At 50.7% G+C, this 21,688-nt stretch carries 14 protein-coding genes; 9 read left to right on the top strand and 5 right to left on the bottom strand.

Features of this window, described 5'->3' with window-relative positions; translation table 11 throughout:
* The first annotated feature begins 95 nt into the window (after positions 1–95).
* The 6 genes from NNX04_RS15030 (at position 96) to NNX04_RS15005 (ending at position 12,242) form a co-directional block, all read left to right on the top strand.
* A complete protein-coding gene (locus tag NNX04_RS15030) occupies positions 96–3,029 on the top strand; it encodes a bifunctional diguanylate cyclase/phosphodiesterase (RefSeq protein ID WP_261946322.1) in 2,934 nt (977 codons plus the stop codon).
* A 137-nt stretch (positions 3,030–3,166) separates the two neighbouring features.
* Positions 3,167–4,075, top strand: a complete 909-nt coding sequence (locus NNX04_RS15025; RefSeq protein ID WP_261946321.1) for a hydroxypyruvate isomerase family protein — start codon at positions 3,167–3,169, stop codon at positions 4,073–4,075.
* Between the two features lie 20 nt (positions 4,076–4,095).
* Positions 4,096–5,784, top strand: coding sequence for a GMC oxidoreductase (locus NNX04_RS15020; protein ID WP_261946320.1), 1,689 nt, complete (start codon positions 4,096–4,098; stop codon positions 5,782–5,784).
* Positions 5,781–6,335, top strand: a complete 555-nt coding sequence (locus tag NNX04_RS15015; RefSeq protein ID WP_007638955.1) for a gluconate 2-dehydrogenase subunit 3 family protein — start codon at positions 5,781–5,783, stop codon at positions 6,333–6,335. Before NNX04_RS15020 ends, NNX04_RS15015 begins: the two co-directional genes overlap by 4 nt.
* Positions 6,336–6,506: 171 nt before the next feature.
* Positions 6,507–10,187 carry a thrombospondin type 3 repeat-containing protein gene (locus tag NNX04_RS15010; protein ID WP_261946319.1) on the top strand — a complete coding sequence of 1,227 codons (3,681 nt, stop codon included), beginning with the start codon at positions 6,507–6,509 and terminating at the stop codon, positions 10,185–10,187.
* Positions 10,188–10,484: 297 nt separating this feature from the next.
* Positions 10,485–12,242, top strand: coding sequence for a polysaccharide lyase (locus NNX04_RS15005; protein WP_261946318.1), 1,758 nt, complete (start codon positions 10,485–10,487; stop codon positions 12,240–12,242).
* A 92-nt stretch (positions 12,243–12,334) separates the two neighbouring features.
* On the opposite strand, the gene NNX04_RS15000 is transcribed toward NNX04_RS15005, so the two are convergent.
* From NNX04_RS15000 to NNX04_RS14990, 3 genes are all read right to left on the bottom strand, one after another.
* Positions 12,335–12,661 (bottom strand): SHOCT domain-containing protein, encoded by a 327-nt coding sequence (locus NNX04_RS15000; protein WP_261946317.1) that lies wholly within the window; start codon positions 12,659–12,661, stop codon positions 12,335–12,337.
* A 90-nt stretch (positions 12,662–12,751) separates the two neighbouring features.
* Positions 12,752–13,342 (bottom strand): hypothetical protein, encoded by a 591-nt coding sequence (locus tag NNX04_RS14995; protein WP_261946316.1) that lies wholly within the window; start codon positions 13,340–13,342, stop codon positions 12,752–12,754.
* 148 nt (positions 13,343–13,490) lie between these two features.
* Complete coding sequence (locus tag NNX04_RS14990) at positions 13,491–14,228, bottom strand: RipA family octameric membrane protein (protein WP_261946315.1); 738 nt, start codon at positions 14,226–14,228, stop codon at positions 13,491–13,493.
* A 284-nt stretch (positions 14,229–14,512) separates the two neighbouring features.
* Here NNX04_RS14990 and NNX04_RS14985 point away from each other — a divergent pair, with 284 nt between their 5' ends.
* Positions 14,513–16,024, top strand: a complete 1,512-nt coding sequence (locus NNX04_RS14985) for a methyl-accepting chemotaxis protein (RefSeq protein WP_261946314.1) — start codon at positions 14,513–14,515, stop codon at positions 16,022–16,024.
* A gap of 138 nt (positions 16,025–16,162) precedes the next feature.
* On the opposite strand, the gene NNX04_RS14980 is transcribed toward NNX04_RS14985, so the two are convergent.
* Complete coding sequence (locus tag NNX04_RS14980; RefSeq protein WP_040391035.1) at positions 16,163–16,840, bottom strand: YkgJ family cysteine cluster protein; 678 nt, start codon at positions 16,838–16,840, stop codon at positions 16,163–16,165.
* 486 nt (positions 16,841–17,326) lie between these two features.
* Here NNX04_RS14980 and NNX04_RS14975 point away from each other — a divergent pair, with 486 nt between their 5' ends.
* The gene (locus NNX04_RS14975; protein ID WP_261946313.1) at positions 17,327–18,745 is read left to right on the top strand and encodes an alpha-amylase family protein; all 1,419 of its coding nucleotides are present in this window, start codon (positions 17,327–17,329) and stop codon (positions 18,743–18,745) included.
* Positions 18,746–18,876: 131 nt separating this feature from the next.
* Positions 18,877–19,959, top strand: coding sequence for an SGNH/GDSL hydrolase family protein (locus NNX04_RS14970; protein WP_261946312.1), 1,083 nt, complete (start codon positions 18,877–18,879; stop codon positions 19,957–19,959).
* Positions 19,960–20,164: 205 nt separating this feature from the next.
* Here NNX04_RS14970 and NNX04_RS14965 read toward each other — a convergent pair whose 3' ends face one another.
* Entirely contained in the window at positions 20,165–21,565 is a 1,401-nt protein-coding gene (locus tag NNX04_RS14965) for a glycoside hydrolase family 5 protein (RefSeq protein ID WP_261946311.1), read from the bottom strand.
* Positions 21,566–21,688: the final 123 nt, after the last annotated feature.

The following is a 21,688-nucleotide window of genomic DNA, read 5'->3' as shown; positions in this document are numbered from 1 at the left end:
CCGCCCTGCGCCAGACACCATAGAAGCCAGTTGGCCGATGCTTTGGGCAGCGAGTGCTATAGTGACGGGGATCTCATTAGTTCCTCAGGTTATTTATGGCTGATTCCTTCCCGCTGCTCTATCGCCGCCCGCGCTTGTTGGCATCGATTGTATTTCTACTCTGCCTTGCACTTTCAACACAGGTGGTCTGGAACCTTGAGCAGAATCATCGCCACAACCTGCGCGCCGATATGGAAAATATTGCGCAAAACCACGCTTTTTTACTGCGCGATAGCCTCCGCCAAGCCCTTACCCTGAATTACTCCATGGCGACACTGGTGCGTTTGAGCCAGGGGCAGACCACCGCCTTTGAAGCTGTAGCGCGGGATATGCTGCCCTACTACGACAGCGTGTCGCACATTAGCCTCTCGCCCAATGGGGTGATCTCCCAGGTGTACCCGCTGGAGGGCAATGAAAAATCCGTCGGTTTTAACCAGCTGGCGGATTCCGCCCAAAATAAAGAGGCCCTGCGCGCACGCGATTCCGGCCAAATGACCCTGACCGGCCCGGTGAATTTGGTGCAGGGCGGCACCGGCGTGGTGGCGCGCTTGCCGATTATGGTGGACGAACAGGGCAGCAGCCGGTTTTGGGGCTTTGGCAATGTGATTATTCGCGTGAATCGCCTGCTGGAAACCGCCAATATCCAACAGCTCAATTCCCAGGGCATGGCCTATAAACTCTGGCGCACCAACCCCTTTGATAACAACCAGGAAGTCATCGCCGTGAATGCGCCGGAGCATTTGCACGACCCGGTGCATAAATCCTTTGATGTACCCAACGGCGAGTGGACCCTGAGTATGGCGCCCATTAGCGGCTGGGTGAATTGGTGGCGCCTGACCAGCGAAATTATGCTGGCGCTGGTACTGAGCGGGCTGCTCGGCTACCAGACTTTTTTGATGGCCAAACTGCAGCGCCGCAAGATCAATTTACAAACGGCGGTGGAGGAGCAGACCCGCGAACTGCTGAATGCGCGCGCGCAATTACAGGCGACGCTGGATGCCATTCCCGATTTGTTATTTGAAATCAGTGCCGATGGCGTTATCCACAATTTCCACACCCATCGCCCGGAATTACTCCTGCTGCAACCCGAGGCCTTTCTCGGCAAAAAAATAAATGATGTAGTGCCCGCCAGAATTAGCGCGCTCATTTACAGCACCATGGAGGAGACGAGCCAACAGGGCTTTGCCAGCGGCAAATACTACAGCCTGCAACTGGCCGATGGCCGCCATGAATTTGAACTCTCCGCTGCCTGCAAGGCGGTATCGCCCGGAGCGCACAAACACTTTGTGATGATCAGCCGCGATATCACCGAGCGCCGGCTGGCGGAAGAGGAATTGCGCGTGGCCGCCACCGCCTTTGAAGCGCGCGAGGGCATGATGATTACCGACCCGGACGGGGTGATTCTGCGCGTCAATAAAGCCTTCAGTGAGATCACCGGCTACAGCGCGGAAGAGGTGATTGGGCAAAACCCGCGCCTGCTCAATTCCGGGCACCACGAACCCGAGTTCTACGCCAATATCTGGCACACCATCATCCATGAGGGCAGTTGGAAAGGGGAGATCTGGAACCGCCGCCGCAGCGGGGAAATTTACCCCGAGTGGCTCACCATCACCGCAGTAAAAAATGGCTGTGACCAAATCACCCACTACGTTTCCACGCTCACCGACATTACCGAGCGCAAGGAAAACGAAGCGCGCATCAACAACCTGGCGTTTTTTGACCCGCTCACCCAACTGCCCAACCGCCGCCTGCTACAGGATCGGCTGGAACACGCCATTGCCGCCAGCGAGCGCAAAAATACCCTGGGGGCATTGCTGTTTATCGATTTGGACGATTTCAAAACCCTCAACGATAACCGCGGCCACCATATTGGCGATTTACTGTTGGTCGCCGTGGCCAACCGCCTGCGCATGGCCGTGCGCGCGCAGGACACAGTCGCGCGCCTCGGGGGCGATGAATTTTTGGTGGTGCTGGAGGACTTGGATTCCAACCACGATCACGCCGCCGCCATCGCCCAGCAAATTGCCGAGACCATTCTGGAGAGCCTGAATGCGCACTACACGCTGGAAGGGCAGGATTATTTCAGCACCCCCAGCATTGGCATTTCGCTGTTTGGCGACCGCTTGGTGCATATCGATGAACTGTTAAAACAGGCCGATCAGGCCATGTACCACGCCAAGGCTGCCGGGCGAAATACCTGGCGCTTCTTCGACCCGGAAATGCAGGAGCACACCGCCCAGCGCTTTGCCCTGCAACATGAAATCCGCGAGGCGCTGCAACTGCAGCAGTTCCAACTGTTTTACCAGCCGCAGGTGGATCACACTGGCGCCATAGTGGGGGCGGAGGCGCTGATCCGCTGGTTCCACCCCCAGCGCGGCATGGTGTCGCCGCTGGAGTTTATCCCCATCGCCGAGGAGTCGGGCTTGATTTTGCCGCTCGGCAACTGGATTGTGGAGGAAGCCTGCCAGCAGCTGGTGCGCTGGAGCCAAAACCCGACCACTGCCCGGTTGGTGATTGCGATCAACGTCAGCGCGCGCCAGTTCCAGCAGCAACAGTTTGTGATGCAGTTGTTAAGCATCTTGCAGCGCACCGGCGCCAACCCACGCTACCTGAAACTGGAGTTGACCGAGAGCATGCTGGTGCACAACCAGCAGGACATCATCGCCAAAATGGACGAGCTGAAAAATCACGGCATCAAGTTTTCGCTGGATGATTTTGGCACCGGCTATTCCTCGCTCTCCTACCTGAAGCGCCTGCCTATCAGCGAATTAAAAATCGATAAATCCTTTGTCAACGACATCTTGACCGACAGCAACGACGCCGCCATCGCACGCATGATTATTCGCCTCGCCCAGAGTATGGAGCTGCGCGTCATCGCCGAAGGGGTAGAGACCCAAACCCAGCGCGACTGGTTGGAAGCCGAGGGTTGTGTGCACTATCAAGGCTATTATTTTGGCAAACCGGTGGCCGCTGCTGACTTTCCGTTATAAGCAGCGCGAACTTATCCAAAAACTTGTAAAGATCCGTTGACCTCGTGGCTAAGCCCTATAGAGCAAGCTAACCTCTGACAACGGCTGTGGAGAGCAGCCGGGGCAATACTTAATAACAAGATAAGGTCACAACAACCATGAGCCATTCCGAAGACCGCCGCGCCCTGTTGCGCGGCGCTGTTGCCGGTGCATTGGGGCTATCCAGCCTTGCGGCACTGGGGGCAGAATCTACATCACCCAAACCGTCCTCATCCACCACCGGTTCTACGGCGCTGAAAGGCAATATTCGCCACTCGGTCGCGCGCTGGACTTTCGATTTCCTCACCCTTGAAGAACTCTGCCTGGTAGTCAAACGCCTGGGCTTTAGTGCGATCGATCTGATCGGGCCCAAAGAGTGGCATATCCTCAAACAGCACGGCGTGGATTCGTCCATGTGCAACGGTGCCGAGCTGAATCTGGAAGATGGCTGGGGCGATAGCCGGTTTCATAAACCGCTGATTGAACGCTACCGCGAACATATCGATCTGGTGGCCGATGCGGGCTATAGAAACCTGATCTGTTTCAGCGGCAACAAACGCGGCATGGACCCGGAAGAGGGGCTAAAACACGCGACCAAGGGCCTGAAAAAAATCCTCGCACAAGCCGAAAAACGCGGCGTGGTCCTGCAAATGGAACTGTTCAATAGCAAGGTGAACCACCCGGATTATTTCGCCGATAACTCCGCCTGGGGCATAGAGCTGTGCAAGCGCCTGGACTCGCCCAATTTCAAGCTGCTGTACGACATCTACCATATGCAAATCAGCGAAGGCGACATCATTCGCACTATCCAGAATCATCACCAATACTTTGGTCACTACCACACCGCGGGTGTGCCGGGGCGCAACGAGATTGATGACACCCAGGAACTCTACTACCCAGCCATAGTGCGCGCTATTCAGGCCACCGGCTTCAAGGGTTACGTGGCACAGGAATTTATGCCCAAACGCGCGACCACAGCGGAGAAAATTGAATCTTTGCAAGCCGCCATTCGCATCTGCGACGTCTGATCCTAATAAGAGGTATATCCATGTCTACACAACATTTTGATGCCATTGTAGTTGGCTCCGGCATCAGCGGCGGCTGGGCCGCTAAAGAACTCACCGAAAAAGGCCTGAAAGTGCTGCTCCTGGAGCGCGGGCGCAATATTGAACACATCAAAGACTATGTAAACGCCACCAAAGAAACCTGGGACTATGAACATCGCGGTCGCCCGACTCAGGAAATGAAAGAAAAACACCCGGTACTGCAGCGCGACTTTGTGCTCAATGAAGAAACCCAGGGCATGTGGGCGAACGAGCAGGAAAACCCCTATGTGGAGAAAAAGCGCTTTGACTGGTACCGCGGCTACCACGTGGGTGGTCGCTCGCTGTTATGGGGTCGCCAAAGCTACCGTTACAGCAAGCAGGATTTTGAAGCCAACCTGCGCGAAGGCGTGGCTGTTGACTGGCCGATCCGCTATGAAGACATGGCCCCCTGGTACGATTACGTTGAGCGTTACGCCGGTATCTCCGGTACCAACGAAGGCTTGGAACAATTGCCCGACGGCCAGTTTTTACCGCCCATCGAACTGAACATTGTGGAAAAAGACGTCGCCGCGCGCATCAAAAAAGCCTATGGCGGCAAACGGGTAATGATCAATAGCCGCACCGCCAACATCACCCAGCCCAAGCCGGAACAGGGTCGGGTCAACTGCCAATACCGCAACAAGTGCTGGCTCGGCTGCCCGTTTGGCGCCTATTTCAGTACCCAGTCATCCACCCTGCCAGCGGCGATGAAAACCGGCAACCTCACCCTGCGCCCCTTTTCCATCGTGAGCCAGGTGCTGTACGACAAGGACAAAAAGCGCGCGCGCGGTGTAGAAGTGATCGATGCCGAAACCAACCAAACCTACGAATTCACCGCCAATGTGATTTTCCTCAACGCCTCCAGTTTTAACTCCACCTGGATTCTGATGAACTCCGCCACTGACATCTGGCCCGGCGGTTTGGGCAGCAGCAGCGGCGAGTTGGGTCACAATGTGATGGATCACCACTTCCGCGTGGGTGCCAGCGGCGTGGTGGAAGGCTTTGAGGACAAGTATTACTACGGCCGCCGCCCCGCCGGTTTTTATATCCCGCGCTTCCGCAATCTGGGCGATGAGAAGCGCAATTACCTGCGCGGCTTTGGCTACCAGGGCTCTGCCAGTCGCGAGGGCTGGGATCGCAACGTCGCCGAATTAGGCATAGGTGCCGGTTTAAAAAATGCCCTGGCCGAACCCGGCGCCTGGACAGTTGGCATGACCGCCTTTGGTGAAATACTGCCGCATCACGACAACCGCATTTACCTCGACCGCAACGTCAAAGACAAATGGGGCCTGCCGGTACTGGCGATGGACGTAGAGCTGCGTGACAACGAACTGGCGATGCGCAAAGACATGCTGCAGGACGCCGTAGATATGCTCGAAGCCGCTGGCCTCAAGAACGTTAAAGGTAGCGACTGGGGCTATGCTCCGGGCATGGGCATCCATGAAATGGGTACCGCGCGCATGGGTCGCGACCCCAAAACCTCGGTGCTCAATGGCTTTAATCAGGTGTGGGATGCGCCCAACGTATTCGTCACCGACGGTGCCGCCATGACCTCCGCCTCCTGCGTCAACCCATCGCTGACTTACATGGCACTCACCGCCCGCGCGGCAGACTATGCCGTCAAAGAATTGAAAAAGGGGAACCTGAAATGAATCGCCGCGAACTCCTAGCCCTGATTACCGCTGCCACCGGCACTGCCATGATTGGCAGCACCGCACTGCTCGGTGGCTGCGCCACCACGGCGTCCGCACCCGCCAAGTTTTCAGCAGAAAACATTGCACTGCTGGATGAAATTGCCGAAACCATCCTGCCGCGCACCGAAACCCCGGGCGCCAAAGATGCCAAAGTCGGCCAATTTATGAGTGTGTATGTGACCGACTGTTACACCCTGGATGAGCGCGCCATCTTCCACAAAGGCTTACTCAGCCTGGAAGCCCAGTGCAACAAAACCTATGGCCGCGGCTTTATGGCCCTGCAACCGGCAGAGCGCACCGCGTTTATCAGCCAACTCGACCAGGAAGCGCGCACGACGGTCGCTGGCGGCGGTGTTCACTACTTCACCATGATCAAGCAGCTCACCCTGTTCGGCTTCTTCACCTCGGAAGTCGGCGGCACCCAAGTGCTGCGCCACATGCCCATCCCCGGCCGCTACGACGGCGCACTCGCCTACAAACCGGGTGATCGCGCTTGGGCGACACGTTAAAACTCCTTTATTCCCATATAGTCTTTTTTGTTCAATGCCCCGCTCAGCAATTGAGCGGGGCGGTTTTTCCCGCTAGACTGGCGCGAAAAATTACAATCGTAATTATTTCCTGACCTAGTTCCCTAACCCCCCTACCACCCAATCCACGATCTTTTTGTGATGGAGCATTCTATGCGCTTGTTTCTAAAAGGAATTGCCAGATCGGTAGTATTCCTGTCATGCCTGTTATCCGCCAGTTTTGCCAGTGCTTTGCATGTTGAGACTGAAGTGCTGGGGGACAAGGTGTATTTTTTGTTTTCCACACCTAACAAAATCGCTATTTACAACATGGCCAGTCAAAGTCAGGAGGCAGATCTCAGCCTGAGTAAAACACCCACTGCCTTTGCTATCAGCGGAACGACCGCCTACGTTGCATTTCAGCGCGAGATACGCGCGATAAGTCTCAGCACCGGCGACAGCACCTTCATCCGCAATGCAAGTAATAATGTCGTGAATCTAACTTTGGTTGGAGACAAGCTTTATGCTTTTGATCAGGACGGCAATAGCTTGGCGATTAACACTCTCAATAATAGCTTGATAGAGACTTCGTCCATTGGGTCTTATTACTCCAACAAAATTCAGCTCGGTTCGGCGGCAAATAACGCTATTTTCGCGCGCAGCGAGGCCAGCTGGTCCGGATTAATGCAGAAATACCAGTTGGACTCTGATGGAAAAATCAAAGATTTTACTTACAGTAACCACAACTGGAACTACAACGGTGCCGCCGGGATTTACCTCAACCAGTCCCATACCAAAGTTTATGATCGATCTGGTTTGATTTTTTTTGCGGGTGACATGAGCTATGCGGGAAGCTTGAGCGGAAGCGTGGAAGCGCTGACCTTTATCGGCGATAACCCGGTTGCACTGCGCGGCACCCAGTTAACTCTGTTTAACTCCAGCCATGTAGGCTTGGGCAGCGTCGATTTAACACAAACCGCCAATTTTTTGAGCGCGCGGGAGCAGCAGGTTTTTGCTTTTGCGGTAAATGATTCAGGCTTCAGTGTCGCTCCAGTAGATCTATCGTCATTCGGTTTGTCTGCTCAAGTTGAGTCGGTTGATCCAAATGGTTTTGCGTATACACCCGAATTTATTGTCTCGGATGCGCAAGACAATCTCTTTTTGGTGGATCGCGAAAGCCTGAGCCTCTTTCGCTGGTCGGTCAGTGAAGATAAATATCTTTCCAGTTGGGCATTGCGATCACCCCCCTCCTGGGTCACTCATTCCAGCGCTCACCAGCGGCTTTATCTGGGTTACCCCGACGGAAGAATCAACTACTTCGATCTGACCCAAGAACAACCGACGGAGACGCTGTTTGCCAATATGCCCTATGCGGTGCAAGGTTTATTGGCGGTCGGAAATTTTGTTTTTGCCGCCGATTTATCAGGTGCCTGGGGTACTCATTACACTTATGACGTGAATGGCACTCTGGTTTACTCAGAGGAATGGGCTGAAATCGCAGACGCCTACCTGTGGGACGCGGTCAGTGAAAGAATTTATTTCCATACCGATCATCATTTCCCGCGTGATCTCGCTTGGCGCAAAGTTGACCTCAGCACGGGCAAACTGACCGATAAAGGCGACTCTCCGTACCACGGCGAAACATTAAGTCCCCGCTATCCCCTGATCCTCAATGAGGACAGTTCGCGCATGCTCAACGGCATGGGGCAAATTATCGATACCCAAACCCTTGGTGTTACAGACGCACTGTCCAATGAAATTAGCTCAGGAGTCTGGATTGGTGAACAACTTATTACCGTGTCCACCAGCCAAACTGATCTGCAATTCTGGCAGGACAATTTTGAATTGGCGTCTAACTTGTACTTGGGCGATGCTCAGAGCCTGAAATTATTCAATCTCAACAATCGCCTGGTGTTGATCAAACAGACGCTGGCCGGCCCTCAAATACTGGCTTACGACCTTACAAACTTACCGGATACCGATGGCGACTCGGTACACGACCTGGCGGATAACTGTTCTGCCGAATCTAATGGGGATCAAGACGACAACGATCTGGATAAACGCGGCGATGCTTGCGATAGTGACGATGACAACGATGGCTTGAGTGATGAGTTTGAAGTCTCTTTTGGGTTAAACCCAAAAAATGCCTCGGACGCTGATGGCGATCTTGATAACGATGGTTATTCAAATCGGGTAGAGCACATGCTGGGTTCTGATCCCGCAAGTGCCGCGTCCTTACCATCACCGCTCGGCGTTTATACCGCTGATTTTGATAATGGTTGGCCAGCTGGTTTTTACACGCCGGCAACTAGCAACACACCTTGGACAATTCAACCTCAAGGGGTTGATGGCAAGGGTTTTGCGCTACGTTCAGGTCTATTCTTTAACACTAACCAAACCAGTGAAGTGAGCTTTACCGCATTGTTTAGCGAGAGCCTCGGCTCGGTGATGGTTAAAAATCACGGCAATAACTCCCACTCTTACCAATTGGAAATCTGGATCGACAACAACCTAATCAGCACACATTACAGTTATTACAACGATTGGACTCGTGTGCATTTTAACGTCGCCGAGGGCGTGCACACTATTACCTTCCGGGTGGTCGCAAACTACTTTTCGAGCAGCGACGGAGAGATTCGTTTCAGTATCGATAATTTGTTGATCGATAAAGATACCGATGGCGATGACGTTAGCGAAGCCTTGGATAACTGCCCTAAGAACGCAAACTGGTGGCAAGGCGATAGCGATGGCGACGGGCTCGGCGATGAGTGCGACAACGACCCCTACAATCTTGACACAGATGGCGATGGCTACGGCGATGTACGCGATAACTGTCCCATTATCGCCAACCCGGATCAAAAAGATGTCGATAATGATTATGTCGGCGATGCCTGCGACCCAACCGATAATCGCCCGGTCGACACCGATAGTGATGGGATCGCCGATAGCTGGGACAACTGCCCGCTAGTAGCCAATACCCAGCAACGGGATCTGGATTGGGACTGGATCGGTGATGCCTGTGACGATGACGTCGATGGCGACGGCATCAAAGGCGTGGAAGAAGCGAAATATAGCTTTATGAGCGATACCAATGTCGGCGATGGCCAATTGGATCAGGATGGAGATGGCGCTACTAATGCCATGGAAATCCATTCCGGTTATAGGCCCGAAGTAGCCGATACCCATCCACAAATAGACTTGTTTGACTACTATCTGGTGGGCGATTTGGACTACACCTATACCGATATTAATGGCTATCGCAGTACCACCCGGGTTCGTAAATCAACAACCGCCAACCAGTTTTTAATGACCCGCGATGGCGGTTATAACTCCACGCTTGAACGTCGCAGCGATGGTATTTACATTAAATCGGCAAGCTTCCCTTACGATTTCAATGCGAACCTGATACTCAATTACACCAACTGGCTGTTGATTCCCCAATCGATGAAATTAGGGCAAACCATCAACAATAATCCCAGTGTTCAGGTGAGCGAGTCGACCAACCCTACACAGGTAGAAACCGTCCGTTTTACGCGTACCATCCGGTTAATTGAAACCGCCACGCGCAGCTGGAAAGGCAAAACTTACGATTCTGTCACCTTGGCAATGACGGAGGTTGATGAAGACGGTTATGAGTCAAGCTACCAGGTGACTTATCTGAAAAATCTGGGGAGCACCGGCGATGGCTACGCGACCCTGGAAAGCGCCACCCTCACCAACATCGATAAACCCGCTCCACCGGCAAACACCGGCGGCGGTAGTGGCGGCGGGGGTGGTGGTAGCACTACGCCCTGGTTGTTAGTGATGCTGCTGTTGCTGGCTGGTTATTCGCGCCAGCGTCAAATCAACCGCTAAAACACTGTTGGCGTTACAAACCACACCCAGCGTGCTGGTTTGTAACGCAACTCGCATTTTTCTCATATATATCCGTTTTGTTTCCCCAGCAGATATTGCCAAGCCAGTAGCGCAGGCGTAAATTCAGCCTCCCGCTCAAGTGTTTCTGAAGTCCTGTTGTAGATCGCTGTCCACGGGCAAACAATAACAATAAAACTGCGTATCTTTACTGGAACCGTTGTACTTTCCTCAGATTGCAGAATGGCATCTCGGTCAATCCGTCCTCTTTATTTCAATAACTAAGACGAGATTGTAACTATGAAAAATATCACTTCTGGCACCGCTCAACGCCGTGTCAATTTTACCCGCAAGCTACTGGTCAGCACCCTGGGTTTACTCGCCAGCGGCTCAGTGTTGGCGGCTGCTACCGGCGGTTTTTCCACTACTGATGGCGGCAATGTGTCGGGCGCCCAGTCTTTTAACGCCTCCACCCACACCCAAATCCAGCAGATTATTGAAAATGCAAAAGACGGCGACTACCCGGTCATCATCACTTACACCGGTAATGAGGATTCGCTGATCAATCAAATGATTCGCGACCACACTGTGGACTCCTCCGGCAATTGCCCCAACCCGCGCTGGAGTGAGGCCTACCGCAAAGTGGAAATTAAAGAATTCACCCGTGGTATTACCATCCAAGGCGCCAACGGCTCCTCGGCAAACTTCGGCATAGTGGTAAATAAATCCAGCAATGTGATTGTGCGCAATATGAAAATTGGCGCACTCGCCGGTGCATCCAACGATGCCGATATGATTCGTATCGACAGCGGTGTCAACGTGTGGATCGATCACAACGAATTATTTGCGGTTAACAACGAGTGTAAAGGTTCACCGGATGGCGACCTGACCTTTGAAAGTGCGATTGATATTAAAAAGGAATCGCAAAACATCACTGTGTCCTACAACATTATCCGCGACAGTAAAAAAGTCGGGCTGGATGGTTCCAGCAGCACCGATATCGGCGGCGGTCGCAAAATCACCTTCCACCACAACATCTATCGCAACGTCGGCGCGCGCCTGCCGCTGCAGCGCGGTGGTTGGACGCACATGTACAACAACCTCTATGACGGCATCACCAGTTCGGGCATTAACGTACGCCAAAATGGCTATGCGTTGATCGAGAGCAACTGGTTCCAAAACGCGGTGAACCCCGTGACCTGCCGTTTTGATAGCAGCAACTGCGGCAAGTGGGATTTGCGCAACAACAACATCCGCAACCCCGGTGATTTTGCGACTTACAACATCACCTGGACCAGCGGCGGCACCATCGACGCCACCAACTGGACCACTACCGCCCCCTTCCCGATTAGCATTCCCTACAGCTATTCACCCGTTACCCCCCAGTGCGTAAAAGACAAAATCGCCCAATACGCCGGTGTGGGTAAAAACGGCGCGCAGTTGACCGCCAGTGCATGCAGTGGCGGCACCACCTCATCGGTGTCGTCGTCAACACCATCCAGCACAGCGAGCAGCTCCAGCAGCGCCGCCGCATCGGGTTCTATCAATCTCTCAACCAGCGTTTCAGGCACCAGCGTTAACCTGAGTTGGTCAACTAGCAACCTCACTACCGCGTCACAAGAGGTATATCGCGATACCGACTCAGACCCTGCTGGTCGCGTACGTATTGCCACACTGACCTCTGCAGCACGCAGCTATACCGACAGCACCGCGAGCGCTGGTACTTACTATTACTGGATCAAAAACACCACCAACGGCGTAGTCACTAACTCAAACGCCGCATCGGTAACTATTGGTGGCACCAGCAGCTCCAGCTCATCAGCAGCTAGCGGTGCACCGGTATTAAGTGGCACAGGTGATTACCCAAGTGGCTTCTCCAAATGCGCTGATCTGGGCGGCACTTGCTCCGTCACCTCCGGCGACGGCTGGGTAGCTTTTGGTCGCAAAGGCAACTGGGTACTGAAGAAAGTCTCGGTACCCGGCTCCATCGCCTGCACCGTATCCGCATTTGGTTCAGATCCACTGGGCAACCCCAACAAGTGCTCTTACAAACGCTAATTATTTTTTAGCGCGCTAAAAACAAAAAACCGATCTCATAAGGATCGGTTTTTTGTTTAGGCTTTTCGAGGTGGTCACACTTACCACACATTTTAAATCTCGTTTAATATCCGCTTTTTTTGGATGTCATAGTCACTCGCAGTGATAAGTCCCTTATTCTTGAGGTTTTCCAAACGCTCTAAACGGGCCTCCATATCCACACTGGCAAATTCAATATTTACTTCAGCGACACCTCTGGATGAAATCAAATTCACCAAATGAAATCCAATTATTGAAACCACCACCAATAACCAAAACCATCCAAACCAACCGCCTTGAGGTATAAGTTCAACCAGCCCTAGGATAAACATTCCTACACCCACTAAAACAGCTAAAGCAGATACTAGTTTGCTTGGCTTCATTGATCCATTGAGTTTCATTTTTTCATCCGATTGATTGAAGATACGTCAGTAAAACCAAAAAGCTGCGCCTTGAAAAGTTCCCGTTCATGTAGCTACACATTGCTAGATTTATACCTCATTTAGCACGCCATTTTTCCGCAGCTCGCGAAGTAGGCTTGCAATTTCAGTTTTTAAAGTTTTATGGCTTTCTTTAAGCGTCTTTGCATAATCAACCAAACCGGAAAAATGCGCATTTGCTTGATTTTGATGAACTTGTAAGCCCGTCTCTTCAAATAATTTGTGAGCATATTCAAATTTAGCAACTAAGTCATTGTTCATCCTATAAGAGTCAGCCATTCCTTTCGATAACGTATAGGTTTTAATAATTTGTTTTCTCAGATCATTGCTAGGAATTTTCCCTATTAAAAAACCATTACTATTATAAATAGTGAAAAAGTCACTAACCAAAGGGTAATACCAAATTAATGCATTGTTTTCAGGTAGTGATTCTAGCCTTGCCCCCATTGTCTCTTGATAGCGATCATATACAGTTTCAATTTCGTCATGAATTGATTGTAATAGACCCGCTAAAAGTTTCTTTTCGTTTTCTCCAGATTGTTCTCTTTGATTTTTATTGGAAATTTGTGTTGCCTTAATAGAACAATAGCCCGCCACTATTGCGCCGATAATTGCGCCAATAAAACCAGACATTAAATCCATAAGATGACCTTGCTAAGTAATTGAAAATAACGTTGAGCGCAGGGGCGCGTTGCAAGTTGCACATGCAATACACTTTGCGCAGAAAACCCACAAAAAGCGCGACTTAAAAACTGTCCAGCGCAAGAAGTGGGCGGCGCTTTGGCGATTGTTAATTATTTTTAATTTCTGTTGTTCTAATTGTTGCCTTGTGCCAAAAACCACCACTGTAAGTTCTACCTAACCAAGCAAAGAGGGTGCAAGCTAAGAAGCTAAAAAAGATTAATACACAGTAAAAGATATTTAGTGGCCGGTTGAGATCAAAAGGCAATAATGAATAAACTAGTAATGTAAGCCATATTAGGGTGACATATAAGCTGATAATTTGATTTATTTTTGAAACTGATATAGGCGAGGGCCCCGTAATTAAATGTGTGGCGCTCTCAGAAAAACCTTTTGGTTTGTTACGAGTCAATACCACTTTGTAAAGTGGTCCAGTGATTTTGTCTTCAAGCATATCAACGTGCTTTTCCCAATTTTCTTGCCACTGCTTGCTACCTCGATTCACCAATATCCAGGCGAAAGAAAAGACTGAACCCAGACAACAAAGTATTACCGACAAGTCTTGTTTGGAGTTTTGTGCGGAGCTAGAAGCTTGTATGGCTATAAAGCCTGCAAAGGTTGCACCTATGAATGTCCAAAAATACGCAGCACGCTTCCAATACAAATCAATTTCAAATTTTCTGATATCTAAGGCCTGCTTTAAAGCTTCCTTTCGCTTCTCGCCAGTAAAATCTTTTCGATATTGATCTTGAGAATATTCTCTTGTTGGCACGAAATTCTCTCCATAGTTAACATTTGTATACCGCGCATGCACGATATCTCTATTCACGTAATTTGAAGCCTTCATTCTCAACCCTTTGGGCGATAAACGAAATAACAGCAAATTACATCTTTCTCTAGCATGACAAATTGCGCATGCGTGTTTTTCAGCAAGCCGGTGCGCGTTACTGTTCCGGGCGTTTGGGTAAGGCTTTGAATATATAGGCTCTGGGTTTATCCGACCAGAGCATTTTGTTCGTCAGGCAGCAGCGAACAATAACCGGTGGCTGTGGTTGGGATTGGAACAACTTGTAAATCCGGTCTAAGGTTAGTTACTAGCCCATGGGGTTAATTAATAAGAAGGAGAAGGTTATGTTGGTGAATATTTCGGTTCCCAAACGTTTGGGAGGCGGGTTTGCGCTGGTGACGCTGACGTTTTTGGCGCTGTTGGTGTTTGTGGCTTATGCCTTTAATACCGAGCATGCAACGACCAAATTGATTTTGAATAACTATGTGCCCGGTACCAGCACGCTTTATTCCGCCGACCGGGATTTGCAGCAGGCGCTGGTGGCGGAGCGCACGCTGATTGCCACCGACCCGGCGAGTGAACAATTCAAACCCCTATTGGACGAACACGCGGAAAACAAACAGCAGGCACGCGACCGGGTGGACAAGTTTTTTAGTTTGATTGAGGACGCCAAACTCAGTGAACTGCGCAACAACTACATCGGCCTGCGCGATACCTGGGAGGCAAGTACCGATCAGGTAGTCGCTATGGTGCAACAGCCGAATGCCGAATCGCACCGACTGGCAATGGAGCTGAGCACTGGCAAAGCCGCTGCGGATTTTGAGGCAATGCGCAATGAACTGGATTTAATGCAGGAGCGATTGGAGCAAATACTGGCCGCCAAACAGGAATCGGCCATTGCCAACTTCGAAACCACCTCTTTGACCATGTTGGTAACGGCCGCAATCGGAGTGCTGCTAGCGATTGGCTTATCCATCGCGCTGTTCCGCAGCATTACCACACCACTGCAAATTGCCGCCCATGCAGTGCGCCAGCTCGCGGAGGGTAATTTAACTTTTCGCAGCCACAGCGACCGGCGCGATGAGTTCGGCCAATTGCTGAACGCGATGAATGAATCCATGGTGCGCCTGTCGCAGACAGTGACCGATATTCTCAATACCTCCGATGCGCTCACTAACGCTTCCACCCAAGTATCGGCAACCACACAAAGTTTGAGTCAAGCGACGACTGAACAGGCGAGTAGCGTGGAAGAAATTTCAGCGTCGCTGGAACAAATTTCCAGCTCGGTAAAACAAAATGCCGACAACGCGCAAATCACCGACAGCATTGCTGCCAAAGCGGCGCAACAAGCAGCGGAAGGCGGCACCACCGTATCCAAAACAGTTGATGCCATGCGTTTAATTGCCGAGAAGGTGGCGATTATCGATGACATCGCCTACCAAACTAATTTGTTGGCCTTAAACGCCGCGATTGAAGCAGGGCGCGCGGGTGAACACGGGCGCGGTTTTGCCGTGGTAGCAAGTGAGGTGCGCAAATTGGCAGAACGCAGCCGGATTGCGGCGCAGGAAATTGATGAATTAACCGCAGGTAATGTGCGCCTGGCCGAGCGCGCCGGTGAACTGTTAATTGATATGGTACCGGCGATTACCAAAACCTCGGATTTAGTACAGGAAATTTCAGCCAGTTCGCTGGAGCAGTCGAGTGGGTTGTCGGAAGTCAATTCGGCGATGTTGCAAATTAATCGCGCGACCCAACAAAACGCGGCAGCGGCGGAGGAGTTGGCAGCAACGGCAGAACAAACCAACGACCAATCGCTGCACCTGCAACAGTTGATGTCTTTCTTTAAAGTTGCCTAGGGAATCGCAGACCAGCGCAGCTAATCCACGCTGTTGATTGTTATGGATACCCACGTTCGCAGGTATGACGAGAGATGAATATTGCAGAACTTGCCCACTGGCGATTTGCGCCAGTGGGCAATATTTTTAAACCTTAATTTAACTAACTTCCAAAGCGGTTTGAAATGTTTTTTTGCCGCGCAAATAACGTTTTAAACAACTCTCATCGGCCAGTACTTCTAACAGCGCCGTATTAAAATCATAAATTCGCGCATCCAAGCCTTTCTGTTCAATCGCCGCTTCAAAACCTTGCGAATGCGCATCGGCCGCGAGCGCCACAGTTTCAATCATGCCGGTTGTTATATCCATATTCGCCGGATCGGCAAAGGATTGTTCACAGGCTTTTGCATCGGTCGCGTGAAAATTACGGCAGCGATAGGGGCGCACCGGATAAACACTGCATTGATTATTGTGCAACAGCGGGCATTTTAAATTGGTGGTGAGATGCTGCTCAGGAGTGATGCTACGAATCACTGCAGCGTTTCGATCAGCCTCTTGTATTATTTGCTGAATATTTTCAGCGCTCAGCTGTTTATGCAGGTAATCCTTGATGTTCAACATTTCATGGGCGCGCACTTCCACTTTGTAATAACAACAAAACGCACAGCCTGCTTGGCAGGCCGGTTTTGTTGGCGATTCAGTAATAGTTTTGGCGATGAGATTATCGTAGCGTTTGAACGATTGGGTGAGTGCCGTTTGAAATTGTTTGGCCCCGGGCAATTGTTGGCTGGCTTTTTGAAACTCTGCCTGCGCCGTCTGTTGAAAAAAATCATTCATTAATAAAATAACTCGCTGATAAAACTTTTTAGTGGATAAGCATCTCTGGGAAATAAAAACTGTTAGCGCAATCATCGCCCCGATTTGCAAAAGAGTTATAAACACGCAAATTGAATACGTATGCAACAGTCTGTTCAATTATTAATAAATGGCTTTAACTATGCCTGTGCACTCGTTATTAGGCACTCACCATTTGCCGCAATTGCCTGCTGTCTGTGCGGCGCTCTAGTGAAATAACAATAACTCTGGATAGAGCTCAGGTCACAACCATTTTTTGTCGCTACCGCAGCCGTGCAACCCACACTGTGAAATGCGATTTACGCGGATGATTTCATCCATTCTCACGCACTGTTTTTTGCAGGCCTATTTGCTTGCGGGATTCGTGCTGCCGTAACAAACAGAATAACCATAACATCTAATAACTCACTACAACTGCTACCGTTGCGCCAATATTTACCTCGCGCCCGGAGCAGGGGAGACACTACTGTGAAAAACCGTTTTTTAACCCAATTGATTTCCAAAGCGTCGTTAACCTTTACCCTCGCCCTGGCGAGTATTGCCAGTGTGCAACACGCCAGCGCCGATGCCATTTTACATGCGTTTGACTGGAACTATAGCGATGTTTCCGCCAAGGCCACGGAAATTAAAAACCTCGGCTACAAAGCGGTATTAGTCGCACCGCCGTTAAAATCCAATTCGGCCAATTCCGCGTGGTGGCAACGGTACCAACCACAGGATATTCGCGTCATCGACCATGCCCGCGGCAATAAACAAAGCTTCCAAACCATGGTGAACGCACTCAACGCCCAAGGCGTGGCAGTCTATGCGGATATCGTTTTGAACCACATGGCGAATGAACGCAATGGCGCTACCGATTTCCCCGGCTCAGCGGCAATTAGCACCTACAACTCCAACACCACTTACTGGAATAATCAAAAATTATTTGGCGATTTAACCCAGGGTTTATTTGGTGGTTACGATTTTAATCCCGCCAATTGCATCAGTGATTACAACGATGTGTGGCAAGTACAAAATTGGCGTTTGTGTGGTGGCAGCGGCGACACCGGTTTGCCAGATATGAACCCCAATAGCTGGGTAGTGACCCAACAGCGCAATTATTTAACCGCGCTCAAAACCATGGGCGTAAAAGGCTTCCGCGTGGACGCGGCCAAACACATGACCGCTTACCACTTGAACCAAATTTTTACCTCCACCATTAAAACCAACATGTATGTATTTGGTGAAATTATTACTGGCGGCGGTGCAGGTAATTTGGATAACGACCGTTTCCTCAGCCCGTACCTACGCGATACTGATCATAAAGCCTATGACTTCCCACTGTTCCACAGCATTCGCAATGCGTTTGGATTCGGCGGCAGCATGAGTTCATTGGTGAACCCGCAAACGGTAGGCCAAGCTATTGATCAATTCCGCGCGGTGACCTTTACCATCAACCACGACATTCCACTTAACGGCGGTTTCCGCAGCTGGATTATGGATGCAACGGACGAAAAATTAGCCTATGCCTACATCATGGGGCGCGATGGTGGTAAACCATTAATTTTTAGCGATACCACTGGCACCGACAGCAATCGCTGGGTTAACGCCTATAAAGCGCCGCACATTGCCGCCATGCTGAAATTCCACAACAAGGTGCAAGGGCAGGGCATGGAAGTATTGGCCCATAACAGCTGCGCGATTTTATTCCGTCGCGGTGAAGAAGGTGTGGTGGGCATTAATAAATGCGGCAGCCAACAAAACTTTAGCGTGAATACCAACAGCCGCTTCAAGTGGTATCGCAACTACCGCGATGTACTGACCAACGGCAATTTGGTCTATATCAGCAGCAGCAATTACACCTTTGCCTTACCCGCACGCGATGCGCGCATGTGGTTACCGGAATAATGTTTTCACTGCATAGGGACATGCACACTTACCCTTCCTTTCACTTGGGTGGTTTAACTATTTCCACCTAGCGGTAATAATCCTCTCCGATAATAATTTGACTATTCATCATCACTATCGCAGAGGCATCTATGTGGAAATTTCTGTTACTCCTGTCATCACTGGTTGCGCTTTCAGCGTGCAACCATCAAGCAGCTCCTAATCACACCGCAAGCAATTTCAGCAGTACCACGGCATCAACCAGTTTTAGCGGCGAACAACTGCGCATGATTGGCCGGTTTGATACCAGTACCCAAGGCAAGGCGCAATTTACCTGGCCGGGCTCCGCCATTGAATTTCGTTTCACCGGTACTGAGGCAAAAATGATGCTGGCCAGCAATGGCGATGTTCGCTTTCAAGTAGCAGTGGACGGTACCCTTCAGGATTTATGGGTAAAAAGTGGTGAGGCAACCTATACCCTGGCCAGTGGTTTAACCAAGGGCGAACACACTATTCGCCTGACACGCTTAACCGAATCCTTTGCGCTGGTTACTGCACTGCTGAGCGACCCGATTGTTGATGGAAAATTATTACCTGCGCCTGCGGCCGCCACAAAACGCTTGTTGGTGATTGGCGATTCCATTACCGCTGGTTACGGGGTAGAGGGCGCTGATCAACATTGCAGTTATGACATGCGCACCAGCAATCAACAATTAACCTATGCCGCGCTGGCCGCCAATGAACTGGGCGCCGACTTACACGCAATCGCCTGGTCCGGTATTGGTGTATGGCGCTCCTACGGAGAAAAAACCCCGGTGAACCCCAGCATGTTAGTGCGCTACCAACGCACGCTTGCTGACGATAGCAATAGCCGCTGGAATGCAAATACTTATCAGCCCGATGCGATATTAATTAACCTGGGCACCAACGATTATTGGGAAGGCTCGGTGAGCGATGACTATCGCGCAAATATGAAAACATTAATCGCCATGGTGCAAACGGATTTCGCCAACAAACCGGTATATTTAATTATCAGCCCCATGCTCGGTGGCGCCCAACGGGAATCGCAAAAAATTATTTTAGGTTCTTTGGTATCCAGCGGTGTAAAGCTAGTGGATTTGGGGAAAATTGAATCTGCCGATGGTTTGGGTTGCGATTGGCACCCGAATAAAATTACCAACCAACGTATGGGCAAAACACTGGTGCAGCATTTAAAAACCGATTTGAACTGGTAACAATCAATCGATAAAACGTTCCACTTGCACCGCAGAAAATATTCAGCGTCGTCAAACCTGCGAACGTAAAAATATAAAACCCGGCTCCATTGCGAAGCCGGGTTTTATTTTTGTGGATAGCGTTAATCTCCCCTAGCCCCTCTTTACCACAGAGAGGAGTCAAGCTCCTACCTTGGTAAAAAGGAGGCGGGGAGAAATTAAAAAATTATTTCGCCGCATTAACAATCGTACTGATAATGGTGGGATAAACCTGATTGCCAGTGTAGCGATCAAATAAACCCATACCACCGTTGGCGGTATAGCCATTGTCCCAATAGATGGGCACTAAACCACGGGTATAAGCCGCGCGGGTAATGTACTGGTTCCAGTAAACACGATAACTTTCTGCCGCTGGAATATTGGTGCGTGAAATAGCCCCGAACTCACCGAGAATAACCGCCACACCGTTATCGACAAATTTGGTTTTCATGCGCTGGAATTGGTTATCCACATGCGCTTCATTGGCCCAGGTTTCTACGTTCGCCGAATTGGTGGCATTTTTACCCCACTGCCAGATGGAACTATTTTCATTCAGGGTGAAATTGTAGGGGTCGTAAAAATGCACTTCCATCATCAAACGTTTGTTAGCGGAATCGCTCGGAATAGTGGCAAAACTAATTGCGTGATCGATATTGGTATTAAAACCCTGCACCACCAAATGACGCACCGCATTATTGCCGCCCGTAGCACGCACCGCATTCACAAAGGTTTGGTTAAAACTATTTTGCACTGTGTAGTATTCAACGGTTGGCGTACCGTAATCGCCATCCACCATTACCTCGTTGGTGCCGGCAAATAATAAATAATCATCATAGTTTTTAAATTGATTGGCGATCTGCGTCCACAATTTAGTGATGCGATTATTAACATCGGTTTGATTGGCGTATTTAGGCTGCATCCAACCGCCGTCCCAATGGATATTAATAATCACATAGAGACCTGCACTTTTTGAATAATCCACCACTTGTTTTACGCGCGCCATCCAACTGCTGCTGATGTTGTAATTCGCATCGGAATACTGGGTCCAGGACACGGGAATACGAATGGTTTTAAAACCGGCCGCTTTTACCGCATTAATCATCGCTTGCGTGGTAACCGGGTTGCCCCATGCGGTTTCACTGCCAATCGCCTCCAGCGAATTACCCAAATTCCAACCGGCGCCCATCAAGGCTGCGAGTTGCACACTGGTGAGGTTGCGCATCGCCGCCGTGGAAGCAGTGCGCGTAGCACTCGCCGCGTTGGAGTTATAGCTTGCGCCATTGGCATTAAATTTAATCCAATACCAGTAGGGCGTTCCCGCCACGGCGGTTGAATCGGTATAACTTCTGGTAGACGCATTTACCGTGGCAATGCGGCTGCGCCCGCTGGGGTTGCTATCGGTATCGCGATAAATCTGCACACTGCTGATACTGCCACTGACCGTCCAGCTCAAACCAATATTACTGGTGCTACCGGTCGCGGTTAAACACACAGTCGCACCGCCGCCACTGCCGCAACTTTGGGCGCTGGAAAAGGGCGAAATACAAAACGCGAGTAAAACGAGGATGGATGAGAAAAAGGATTTCATCTTTATTATTTCCTTTTGGAGTTTTTTAATGCCCGACACTACTGCAGGTGATACATCTCCCCGGAAGCCCGGGGCCTAAGCCAGGGTGAGAGATGCCAGCAGCCAGTTGCACACAAAAATCGC

The organism is Cellvibrio sp. QJXJ, from assembly GCF_024452345.1.
GTDB lineage: Bacteria > Pseudomonadota > Gammaproteobacteria > Pseudomonadales > Cellvibrionaceae > Cellvibrio.
Note: the sequence above shows the minus strand (reverse complement) of the source record. Positions and strands in the feature narration are given on the sequence as shown.

Bases quoted from the DNA above. Each gene is read 5' to 3' on its own strand.
- NNX04_RS14980 (WP_040391035.1), bottom strand. From the start codon at position 16,840: ATGAATGATTTTTTTCAACAGACGGCGCAGGCAGAGTTTCAAAAAGCC.
- NNX04_RS15030 (WP_261946322.1), top strand. From the start codon at position 96: ATGGCTGATTCCTTCCCGCTGCTCTATCGCCGCCCGCGCTTGTTGGCA.
- NNX04_RS14995 (WP_261946316.1), bottom strand. From the start codon at position 13,342: ATGGATTTAATGTCTGGTTTTATTGGCGCAATTATCGGCGCAATAGTG.
- NNX04_RS14970 (WP_261946312.1), top strand. From the start codon at position 18,877: ATGTGGAAATTTCTGTTACTCCTGTCATCACTGGTTGCGCTTTCAGCG.
- NNX04_RS15010 (WP_261946319.1), top strand. From the start codon at position 6,507: ATGCGCTTGTTTCTAAAAGGAATTGCCAGATCGGTAGTATTCCTGTCA.
- NNX04_RS14990 (WP_261946315.1), bottom strand. From the start codon at position 14,228: ATGAAGGCTTCAAATTACGTGAATAGAGATATCGTGCATGCGCGGTAT.
- NNX04_RS15015 (WP_007638955.1), top strand. From the start codon at position 5,781: ATGAATCGCCGCGAACTCCTAGCCCTGATTACCGCTGCCACCGGCACT.
- NNX04_RS15005 (WP_261946318.1), top strand. From the start codon at position 10,485: ATGAAAAATATCACTTCTGGCACCGCTCAACGCCGTGTCAATTTTACC.
- NNX04_RS14965 (WP_261946311.1), bottom strand. From the start codon at position 21,565: ATGAAATCCTTTTTCTCATCCATCCTCGTTTTACTCGCGTTTTGTATT.
- NNX04_RS15020 (WP_261946320.1), top strand. From the start codon at position 4,096: ATGTCTACACAACATTTTGATGCCATTGTAGTTGGCTCCGGCATCAGC.
- NNX04_RS15025 (WP_261946321.1), top strand. From the start codon at position 3,167: ATGAGCCATTCCGAAGACCGCCGCGCCCTGTTGCGCGGCGCTGTTGCC.
- NNX04_RS14985 (WP_261946314.1), top strand. From the start codon at position 14,513: ATGTTGGTGAATATTTCGGTTCCCAAACGTTTGGGAGGCGGGTTTGCG.
- NNX04_RS15000 (WP_261946317.1), bottom strand. From the start codon at position 12,661: ATGAAACTCAATGGATCAATGAAGCCAAGCAAACTAGTATCTGCTTTA.